Raw genomic sequence first — 11,126 nt, forward strand, 5'->3', positions numbered from 1 at the left:
CCATTACTTTTTAAATAACTCTTTTTTTCAGGAGTATTTGCCCACTTCTCTATATTTGGTAATAACCTTTCTGTATCAAGAATGTATTCATTATTAAAATATTTTTCATAAAAAAACCTCCAGAGATGGTAAGTAAAAGGGATTGTTAAGCTTATTTTAATTTTATTTTGATATAGAAAATCTATTATATCAAAGACAAAATCCTCTGTTGTTTGAGCTAAATCTATATTAGGAACATAGTGATTGTAATATTTTCTCTTTTCTCTTTTATAATATATTATAAACAGATATTGATAAGCAGAAAGTTCGTTCGAAGTTATCTTCTCTATTTCATTACATATCTCGTATTGATTTTTTTCTTTTGCTTCAAAGAATTTATACAATATTTTTTTATCTTCAAATAATTTTTTTATCTTATCAGTAGCATCTGATTGATGATATTCTGGTAATAATCTAGATAAATGCATAATCACCCTCTTCTCTACATTATCTTCTTTATATGTACATATTACTTCATCTTTTACAGAAAACTCTCTAATACATCTATCTTCAAAAAATATCTTCTTTGTAAAATCAGAAATATCATCATAAACTTTTAGAGCTAATTGCAAAATTCTATAGGTAGAAGATTCTTTTGTATAGTAAGCTCCTTCTGATAATTCTATTTTAGAAATACTATTTAGAAAATATTGTTGTGTATTTTTGTCTGCCTCCTCTATAATAGGCAGCAAGGCTTCTTCTGAATATTCTTTTTTATCTATAAGTTTTTTTGTATACCGACTATCTGTCCATTTGTACTCATTATACAATACGGATATGGGGATTTCTATTTTCTCAAGGATATTCCATATAATTTCTGAGAATTCATCTTCTTCTTTTACTAGATATTCTCTTAGCTCTGAAAAGTTTTCCTCTTTTGAGATTACATAAGGTGCTAACCAATCAGGATATTCTTCTCTATATGGAAGCATTTGATTAAGAGGTTTGGCTTCTCCTTCTATATTACAAAATATTACCATCTTTGCTATAGATTCCTTTCCTACACCATTAAACTCTCTTAGAGCTTTAATAAGTTCTAATTTTTCTTCTGCTAACAAGGAGGTTATTTCTTGTTTAACTATATTTTCAAAAAGCCATTCTTCTCCTCTATAATTGAAAAAATCTTTTAAAGGGTGTTCTTCTAATAAATTATCAGAGCACTGATAGTCTAATTTTGATAGAATACCCTTAATAGGAGCTATTTTATTTGTAGTTATAAGATAACTATTGCTATCCTGATATTCCTTATAAGAGATCCATTGATTCTCAAAACTAAATATAGGTAATAACTCAACTATATTTTTAGCTTTGTTATCAATTAACCACTCATAAAAATGTTCTTTTTCAGTATCATCCGCATCAATAAACCAATCATTCAATGTTGTATTGCCAGCAAATATAGAAATAACATCTTTTGTTGATATATGTTCAATATCTTCAAAAATATTTTCTTCTAATATTGAAATATCTATCTTAGAAGAAGGTAATTGTTTTTGAGTATCTAATATCTCACAGAACAAATCTGCTCCTATTATTTTGGAAAGACTTGTATCATCAATGATTATATCTTCTTGCTTAACTATTTTTCCTGATTGATTGAGAATAAAAGGGGTTTCTTCAAGTGCTCTCCTATAATACTCATTGAAATTTTCAGCAAGCTGTCTAGTATCTGCATCTCTTTCACTAAATTCCTTCGTAATTAGTATATTTAACGCATTTTTCTCTCCTCTTGCGGATAGTTCAGCACACCAATTAACCATTTGTATAGCAATCTCTTGCATTAGAAAACAATTCCAAGGATTATCTCCTAATATTCTTTGACGTGGCGAATCTAAGATAAAATTTGCATTGATATAAAAAGGAAATTTAAAATCCTTTACAAGGGTTGGTAGAAAAGCAAATAAAGAAATATTAGAACATTTTTTGTCTGGATTTATCCCCCCATCAGCCCCAAATGTAGCTACTGCAAAAGAAATCTCTGTAGCATTATTCATAGAGATCTTTTTAGGAATATTTTCTATTTCTTCTCTTTTTAAGTCAACAAATACAGATATAGGCTTATCATTCTCATTATCTTTTTTGAGATCTATTCTGATATCTATTTTTCTTTTCTCAAAAGTTTTTTCATCAAACTTTATTTCAAAGTTTCTTCTTTCAAATGTATCTATACTATTCCCTTTTGAATTTTCAAGTATGATTTTATTATCATTCTCTTTTTTCCTAATAATACCTCCATTAAATAGAATTTGTTTGGTGTTTCTAAGAAATAAAACAAATTTTGGGTTTTCAATAATCTCCTCTATGGCTTTTTTATAGCCTTTATCTCCTTCTATATTGTTCTTTCCAAGTTTTAGAGCAATTGATACATTTTTTGTGAAGTAGGGAAATAGTTCATCTGGGAATTTATCAACCCAAATAGGAACTATTTGCCATGGGATATCCTTCACTCCATTAAATTCTTTCTTTTCATCTGCAAATTTGTTTAGGAAATTGGTTCTGCTTTCTTCACTATTTATTTCTCTTACAAAAAAATAAAAAGACTCAAAATCAGAAAAACGAGAATCATGTTTATCAAACTTAAATTGATATCCTCCTGTTTTTATAAAAACTTCTTCTGAATCTGTGAAAACAGATTTGAATCCTATTCCTTTATAACCTGTTTTATTTTCATTTGCTTTTTTAGTACCATTAGCTGATGAATTAATAGCTTTAAAATCATTTCTATCAAAATTAAATCCATCATGGCTTATTATCAGATAATCTCCTTCTGTAAAAACATCTAATAAAACACCTCCTTTAGAGGAAGCATCATCAGCATTCTGTATTAATTCAAAGAACATCCTATCTTTTAAAGAATACATCCCTCTTCCTACCTCTGCCAATGTTCTAACTAAGTTACGATTACTACTAGGATTATCATTTTTTTTAAAAGCTTGATCAACGTCTATCTCATAAGGATTCCTTTGAACATTTTCAATAATTTGTGCGAAAAAAAGAAAAGGAGTTCCTTGTGCTAGACGTGTCTCCTTTAGAAATAAAAAGATTCTTATTTTGTAAAAATTATTTTCATCAAGTTCAATACTTTTTTCTATACTTACTCTTATATTATCTCCATATAAAAGATCCACCAATAGTTTTCCTTTCTGTTCCTCATCATCTGAATACAAATTCACTAGAAAAAATTTGTTATCTTCTCTTTTTACTTGCCCTATAAAGGTATTGTTGTCATGCCCAAGGTATCTCAATATACCTTCTAAATCTAAGTCATATAGACCCTTTTCATATATTCTTTCCATGATTATATTGTATATATTCGTGGCAAATATACGTTAATTTTTTTATTACCTGATAAAAATATTAATTTTATTCTATAATTTTTTGTAGTTATATCTTTTTTAAAAGAAGAGGACAATTCATTAAGGTTGTTTTTCCTTAATAGTTTTTAATTGTTAATCCCCCTAACCCCCGAAGGGGGAATGCTTCACTTGCTACACTCTTCCCCTTCGGGGAAAAGGGGGATTACCACCGTCCAAATGTATCTCTCCCAAAAGAAACTCTGTACCTCGTACGCCTTATCGCCTTCGGGATGGGTGATGAGGGCTTGTTGGCAAGGAACGAGGGCTTGGAAATGAGGTGTTTGCAAATCCTCATAGAAGCGTACTGAGGGAAAGTTGGCAATCTTATAGAGCGCTTCCTTGATATATTCCATAGTTGGGTATCTAAGCCTACTTTCTGCAAAACTATTTCCGTCGTCTGCGCGCTTTATCAGCTTGGCGATGCAAGCGTCATCCTCTTCGTCGTGCCTGCCTGAAAAAAATTCCCTCGCGCTACAATACCCGCCGCTACCGCTTACAAACGCGGCATAAATAATAAGAAGCGCCACGGCTAGCACAAAAACATGACTTTTACCGATTTTCAAGCTCGCCCCCTTCGCGATTAAATTTTGATTTTTTCCGCAGATTTACGATTTGCGGGCGGATCGTAAACTCGCTCACGTTGGACTTCGTGCGCAGAATTTGCAGCGTAAAATTTGCAATCTCCCCCGCATCCACGAAGCTTGCCTCATCATCTGCAGGCTCGAAGTTCAAATCTTCGTAAAACTGCGTTTTGGTGATGTCCGGGTTGATGCAGCTTACTCTGATCTGCTTGCGCGCCTCCTCGAAAAGACAGAGCAGAAACGCCCGCAGCCCCGCCTTGCTCGCGCTATAAACCGCGCTAAAGCGGCTATATCGTAGCGCCTCGATCGAGCTAATGCCGATGATATGGGCGCGGTTGCGCTTTAAATTCGGCAAAAACGCGCGCGAGATGATGATGTTTGCGGCAAGATTTACGTTTAAAATTTTTAAAATTTCACTCTCGCTCATCGCTTCAAGCGGCGCAAATTTCGCCGTACCCGCGCATAAAATCAGCGCGTTGATACCCTGCGTCGCAGCCAGCGCACGGCACTCCTTCGCCAGCGCGTCCGTATCCTCGAAGCGTGAGGCTAGCGTTAAAATTTCATAGCCGTTTTGCCGCAAAAGCTCCGCAACCGCGCTGCCGATACCGCCGCTTGCGCCGGTGATCAATGCTTTCATCTTTTCTCCTTTAATTTTAATGCCGCTTCGGCGCGTTAAGTTTTGCGCGCCGAGTAAATTTCACTGCGCTAAATTTATTACCCGCTGTATTTGCCGCTAAATTTGCGCGGCCTAAACATTTCGCGCCGCGACCTCGTCGGATAAAATTTTAAATTTAGCCCGCGGACATTTTGCTGTGCCGCCGTTTTGTAAAATTTCATCGCCGCTCGCTCGCCGCAAATTTCGCGCCGTATTCTCGTCGCCGCATGCGAGCCGGCACAAGCCGCGACATCTGCGACAAACAGCGCGTCTAGCACTGCCGTATCTTTGCGAAATACGCCGCTTTCATCGCCTCCTCAAACGCGTCGTTACTTTCGTACTCGTGCCCCAAGACCTCGCGCCACAGGCTCGCATCCTCCATGCAGAGGTAGAAAAACACCCGCTCCCGCCACGGCGAAAGCGCGTCCGCGGCAAATTTGAAAAGCTCGCACTTGATCTGCAGCGGGTAGGATAGCTTGCCGTTCGCGTCCGCAAGGGGCATCTGCAGAATTTTGCTCCGTAGCCCCCGCGAGCGCAGCTTTTTTACGACGGGTTTGATGAAGGTAAGCGTGCCGAGCGAGACCATCGCGACGCCGCTTGGATCGAAGCAGCGTAGCAGCCGCTCAAAAAGCGCGCCGTAATCACTCCGCCACCCCTCGTACCAAACCATCGGGTGGAGGTGAAAGCCCACCAAAATGCCGCGCGCCGCGAGCGCTTCGGCTGCAGCCAGCCGCGCATCCAGGCTCGCGCTTAGATGCTCCTCGTTCGCTATGATCGCGGGGGTATTTAGCGAAAAGGTGACGATGAGGTTGCGCGGGATCTCGCGCTGCAGGAAAAACCGGATGTTGTTCGACTTGCTTTTAAGCTCCAAAATCACGTTTTGATGCCGCGCCGCGAAGTCCGTTAGCGCGCTTAAAATGCCGAAGCGATCGCCCCACATAAGCGAGTCGGAGCTCTGCCCCGTGCCGATGTGGTAGCTGCGCGCGGGATCGAGCCGCAGGCGCGCTAAATTTGCCGCAAAATTCTCGTCAAAGCCGATTTTTCCGTGCTTGTAAAAGGAGCCGATCGCGCAATACGAGCAGTCAAAGCCGCACGAATTGACCGCATCGAGCGTCAGCAGATTGCAGCAGCGCGTGTTTTCGCTCACCACCGGGCAGCGCCCCAAAGCGATGCGGTCCGCGCGAAAGGAGGAAATTTCAAATTTTCTCGGCGCGTAATCGCTTTTGAAGCTTGCATACGAGTGCGGGCGCGACTTAAGCTCAAGCCAGGCTTCGCGCACGAAATTAAAAATTTGCTCGCCGTTTGGGACTTTCCCTGCTTTATTAAATTTGGCTTTATTAAAATTTAACTCGCACCGCTCGCTCGCAAGTAGCTCATAAACGGGCGTCTCGCCCCACGCCTCAAAATCGCTCGCAAACTCCGCAAGTTGCTTTTTTTGCTGAAATGAAAAGTGAAATTTATCAAATAGCGCGCCCAAAAATGCGCTTGATCGCTCGCTCAGATTCACGCCAAACTGCGTGCCTAGCTCCTTTTTTGCCTCCGTCATCTTGCTCCGCTTCGTTTAAATTTTGCAAATTATACTTAAATTTCGCGCACCGTCACTGAAAATCGTTGAAATTTCAGATCGCGCCGCAGAATAGTCGCTCGAAATAGAAGGCGTAAGCTAGCGTAATAGCGACGTTTAGGATCACAATTCCGCCGAGTGTGAACTTTTGCGGGATTTTTTTGACGTCCGTTCGGTAGTAATACGGCAGGGCACAGAAAAACGCGGGCAGCACGAGCAGAGCAATACCTAGCGGTATGCCCGCACCGCCCACGCCTATCTCGGCACTGCGCACAAACTGCGCCATGGCGGGAAATTTATGAACGGCGAATATGACCGCTGCAAAAAGTAGCTGTACGCAGACGCAGTAAAATAGGTAGCGCACGCCTATTAGGGCGTCTTTTAGCCATAGCCCGATACAGAAAAATACTAGCAAAAGAGCTAAAAAGACCAACAAGGGCGGATCCGCGAGCAAATCCGCCACGGCATACGCGCAGGCCGCGACGCATGCGCACGCCAAGAGGGCGAAATACAGATAAGAGCCTTTTATTTTCATCGTTTCTCCTGCGCCTCCGCAATACCTTAAAATTCCGCGTCGTATTCGGCGCGCGAGGCTAAAATTTTATCCCTCGGCCAGGTTTTTTGCACGCACCCATAGTTAAATTTTGCCCTTTATCACGGCGCGGATTTGCGGCAGGCGCGCCTTTACGAGCTCATAGACGAAGCTTTTGCAAAGCCGCTCGCCGCGCAGATGATCGCTTACGATCTTCATCATCGCCCACGGCACGCACGCGCGCTTGCAAGCGCTCACGAAAAGCGCACTCTCCATATCGTAAAGCCTGATACCGTGATTTGCACACTCGCGGGTAGCGCCTTTTGCCGTGCACGGCGTATTTTGTGTTGCGCGCGCTGCGGTATTCGTCGCGTCGTTGCGTCCGCCCGTCGCGCTTTGTGCGGCAGTCTGAGACGCGCCTCGCGTGAAATTTTTTGTATCTGCTGCGCCGTTCGTTCCTTGCGTTGGGGCTTGTGCGTTTATCTCGCCGCATGCCTTGATCGCTGCGATACTTGCCACATCAGTTTGCTTCGCTGCGTTTAAAATTTTAGGCTCGCTTACGCAGATTAAATTTGCCCGTAGCCCGCCGTCCAAACTCGCGCCGCAAAATTTCCGCTCGCAAACGTTTTGAAATTTTAGAGCTTGCTCGCTGTGTTCCCCAACCTGCGAGCTATAAAATTTCGATCCGTCCTCGCTGCAAAATTCCCGCGCCGCCGTGCCGTCAAAGTAAAATGCCTCGCCGATCCGCACGCCTTTATCTGCGCAGCCGCAGACGCCTATGTTTAGTGCAAAGTCCACGCGCCGCGAAAGTAAAATTTCACCGAAGCGCTCTGAATTCCGTACGGAATCAAAATTTAAAATTTCAAAATTTTCAGTCGTATTTTGCGCGGAGCCTACCTCTGTGCCGCCGTCGCAGAGCGCGCCCGCACCCGAACGATGCTTAAATTTTGGATCCGCACCGCGCCGATCCTTGCGAAGCTCGCGCCCGAATTCCGCGTTCGCATCGGCGCGACGAACAAATTCCGCACCCGCTTTAAATTTAGCCCCAAACCTCACGCCGCAGATGTATAGAAGCATCTGCTCGCCTGCGAATAGATCGCCGCTACGCGTAAGTTTAAAACTCTCGATTATCGCTTGGGCTTCGCAGCGCAAAGCCGTACAGATTAGTATCATCGCCGCTCCTTCCAAAAGCGCAATTTTAACAATTTGAGCTATAATGTAAGATTAATTTGCACAAAAGGGCGAAAATGAACGATCTCATCACCATCACAGGCGCACGCGAGCACAATCTGAAAAATATAAATTTGCAAATTCCAAAGGACAAACTCGTCGTTTTTACAGGTCTTAGCGGCAGCGGCAAGAGCACGCTGGCGTTTGATACGCTATATGCCGAGGGGCAGCGCAGATACGTCGAGAGCCTAAGCAGCTACGCGAGGCAGTTTTTAGACCGCGTAGGCAAGCCCGACGTCGATAAGATCGACGGTCTGACGCCTGCGATCGCGATCGATCAAAAAACAACGTCGAAAAACCCGCGCTCTACGGTGGGCACGATCACCGAAATTTACGACTATCTGAGGCTGCTTTATGCGCGCGTGGGGGTGCAGCACTGCCATAAATGCGGTAAGCCGATCTCAAAGATGAGCTCCAGCGACATCATCGCCGAGATTATGAAGCTGCCGCGCGGCGCAAAGGTGATCTTGGGAGCGCCCTTGGTGCGCGAGAAAAAGGGCAGCTTCGCCGATATGTTGCAAAGCTTGCGCGAGCAGGGCTACGTGCGCGCTCAGATCGACGGCGTACTGGTGCGGCTGGATGAGGAGATCGAGCTAAGCAAGACGAAAAAACACTCGATCAAGGTCATCATCGACCGCACGATCATAGACGAGGAAAATTCCATCCGTATCGCAAGCGACGTCGAAAAGGCGCTCAAGCTCAGCTTCGGCGAGCTTGAGGTGGAGATCGCAAATGCCGCCGAGCTGGGGCTTGCGCAGAGCCTGATCCACTACAGCGAGCATATGGCGTGCTTTGATTGTAAAATTTCATTCAAGCCGCTCGAGCCGCTCGCGTTTAGCTTCAACTCCCCAAAGGGCGCGTGCGAGAGCTGCGACGGGCTGGGGATAAAATTTAGCCTCGATCTGGGCAAGATCATCAACGAAAACGCCTCGATCGAGGGCGGTGCGATCAAGGTAATGTCGGGATTTAACAAGAGCTATTACTATAAATTTCTGCTCGGATTTTGCGAGGCAAACGGCATAAACGTCAAAATTCCGTATGCAAATTTAAGCGAGGAGCAAAAAAAGCTGATCCTTTACGGCAGCGTCAAAGAGATCGATTTTTACTGGAAAAAACACAAGCTCGTGCGTAAATTTGAGGGCGCGATCAAATACGCCTACGATCTGCTCAAAAACGAAAGCGATCTGGACGAGTATATGAGCGAAAAAATTTGCCTCGACTGCGGCGGGCTGCGCCTGCGCCCCGAAAGCCTCGCCGTAAAAGTCGCAGACAAGGGCATTGGCGACGTGATAAATATGAGTATCGCAGACTGCGTGGAATTTTTCAGCGACGAGAAGCGGTTTTCAAATTTAAGCGAAAAGGACGCGCAGATCGCTGCGCCAATCCTAAAAGAGATCAACGAGCGGCTGTTTTTCTTAAAGGATGTGGGGCTTGGATACCTCACGCTGGGGCGTGATGCGCGCACCATCAGCGGCGGCGAGGCACAGCGTATCCGTATCGCAAGCCAGATCGGCTCTGGTCTTAGCGGCGTGATGTATGTACTCGACGAGCCTAGCATCGGGCTTCACGAGCGCGATACGCAAAAGCTCATCAAGACGCTACGAAGCTTACAGGAAAAGGGAAATTCCGTAATCGTCGTCGAGCACGATAAAAAGACGATCGAGGCGGCGGACTTCGTCGTGGATATCGGCCCCGGGGCGGGCAATCTAGGCGGCGAGGTCGTATTCGCAGGAGATGTCACGCATCTGCTTAAAAGCAATACGCAAACCGCGCTGTATCTGAACAACCAAAAGGAGATAAACTACCAAAAGCACCGCAAGCAGGAGCTTTGGCTAAGTATCAAAAACGTAAATATCAATAACATCCACGGCCTTTGCGCAAAATTTCCGCTGCGAAATTTAGTCGGCATCACGGGCGTTAGCGGCAGCGGCAAGAGCTCCTTGGTGCTGCAAACCATACTGCCTACCGCGCTTGAGGAGCTAAATCGCGCGAGGAAAGTGCACGCGGTAAAGGACGCTAAAATTTCGGGGCTTGAGAGCCTAGATAAAGTGATCTATCTGGATCAAACCCCGATCGGACGCACCCCGCGCAGCAATCCCGCGACCTACACGGGGGTGATGGACGAGATCCGCGCGCTTTTCGCCGCGACGAAAGAAGCGCAGCTGCGCGGATACAAGATCGGCCGCTTCAGCTTCAACGTCAAGGGCGGGCGCTGCGAAAAATGCGCGGGCGAGGGCGAGATCACGATCGAGATGCACTTCCTACCCGATATCAGCGTCGTTTGCGACGTATGTCACGGCACGAGATACAACGCGCAGACGCTCGAAATTTTATACAAAAACAAAAGCATAGCCGACGTTTTGGCGATGAGTATCGACGAGGCGCTCGAGTTTTTCAAAGCCGTGCCTAAAATTTATCAAAAGCTAAAAACGCTCGCGGACGTCGGACTCGGCTACGTTTCGCTAGGCCAGCCCGCCACGACGCTTAGCGGCGGCGAGGCACAGCGCGTCAAGCTCGCCAAGGAGCTAAGCCGCACCGACACGGGCAACACGCTGTATATCCTAGACGAGCCTACGACTGGGCTACATTTTGCAGACGTAGATCGCCTGGTAGCGGTGTTGCATCATTTGGTCGATCTGGGAAATTCCGTCTTTGTGATCGAGCACAATTTAGACGTCATCAAAAACTGCGATTACATCATCGATATGGGGCCCGAGGGCGGCGAGGGCGGCGGACAGATCGTCGCTTGCGGCACCCCAGAAAAGCTCGCAAAAGATTTCAAAAAGACCGGTAGCTACACGGGAGAATTTTTGGCGCAGGAGCTAGCGGCGATGAAGAGCGCAAGCAAAAATAAGCGAGGTTAAAGCGCCTTACCGGGGGCAAGAATGGATCAAAATAGGCTTGAGGAATTAAAAAGGCTACTACAAAAGCAGCATCAGGAGCCAAGGCGGGGCTTGGAACAAAATTCTAACGGCGAAAATTTTAAAGTCACGAATTTTGAAACTCAGAATTCTGAAGCCTCGAATTTTGAAATCCTGAATTCTGAACCCCTGAATTCTAGAGCTCCAAATTCCGAAGCTTCAAATTCTGAAACCCTAAATTCCAATCCTGGCGCTTTAAATTTAAAAGCCGAATTAGAAGCCAAAGCGGATCAGAATTCTGCCTATGA

8 protein-coding genes are annotated in these 11,126 nt (G+C 44.8%); 2 read left to right on the forward strand and 6 right to left on the reverse strand.

Going from position 1 to position 11,126, the window contains the following annotated elements:
* From Q0277_RS06040 to Q0277_RS06065, 6 genes are all read right to left on the reverse strand, one after another.
* A partial coding sequence (locus tag Q0277_RS06040; protein WP_297996486.1) for a hypothetical protein occupies positions 1-3,335 on the reverse strand: 3,335 nt, incomplete at its 3' end.
* Between the two features lie 185 nt (positions 3,336-3,520).
* Entirely contained in the window at positions 3,521-3,958 is a 438-nt protein-coding gene (locus tag Q0277_RS06045) for a hypothetical protein (protein WP_297996488.1), read from the reverse strand.
* Positions 3,945-4,613 (reverse strand): SDR family oxidoreductase, encoded by a 669-nt coding sequence (locus tag Q0277_RS06050; protein WP_297996490.1) that lies wholly within the window; start codon positions 4,611-4,613, stop codon positions 3,945-3,947. Before Q0277_RS06050 ends, Q0277_RS06045 begins: the two co-directional genes overlap by 14 nt.
* Before the next feature lie 289 nt (positions 4,614-4,902).
* Positions 4,903-6,177: a spore photoproduct lyase family protein gene (locus Q0277_RS06055; protein WP_297996492.1), complete on the reverse strand. Its 1,275-nt coding sequence runs from the start codon at positions 6,175-6,177 to the stop codon at positions 4,903-4,905.
* 73 nt (positions 6,178-6,250) lie between these two features.
* On the reverse strand, positions 6,251-6,730 hold the full coding sequence (locus Q0277_RS06060) for a hypothetical protein (RefSeq protein ID WP_297996493.1): 480 nt from the start codon (positions 6,728-6,730) through the stop codon (positions 6,251-6,253).
* A gap of 102 nt (positions 6,731-6,832) precedes the next feature.
* Entirely contained in the window at positions 6,833-7,900 is a 1,068-nt protein-coding gene (locus Q0277_RS06065) for a hypothetical protein (RefSeq protein ID WP_297996495.1), read from the reverse strand.
* 74 nt (positions 7,901-7,974) lie between these two features.
* On the opposite strand from Q0277_RS06065, the gene uvrA reads away from it, so the two are divergent.
* Together uvrA and Q0277_RS06075 are read left to right on the forward strand one after the other, a co-directional pair.
* Positions 7,975-10,821 carry an excinuclease ABC subunit UvrA gene (gene uvrA, locus Q0277_RS06070; RefSeq protein WP_297996497.1) on the forward strand — a complete coding sequence of 949 codons (2,847 nt, stop codon included), beginning with the start codon at positions 7,975-7,977 and terminating at the stop codon, positions 10,819-10,821.
* Between the two features lie 21 nt (positions 10,822-10,842).
* On the forward strand, positions 10,843-11,126 hold a 284-nt coding region (locus Q0277_RS06075), incomplete at its 3' end, for a hypothetical protein (protein WP_297996499.1).

Origin of the sequence: uncultured Campylobacter sp. (assembly GCF_938030815.1) — a bacterium.
Lineage (GTDB): Bacteria > Campylobacterota > Campylobacteria > Campylobacterales > Campylobacteraceae > Campylobacter_B.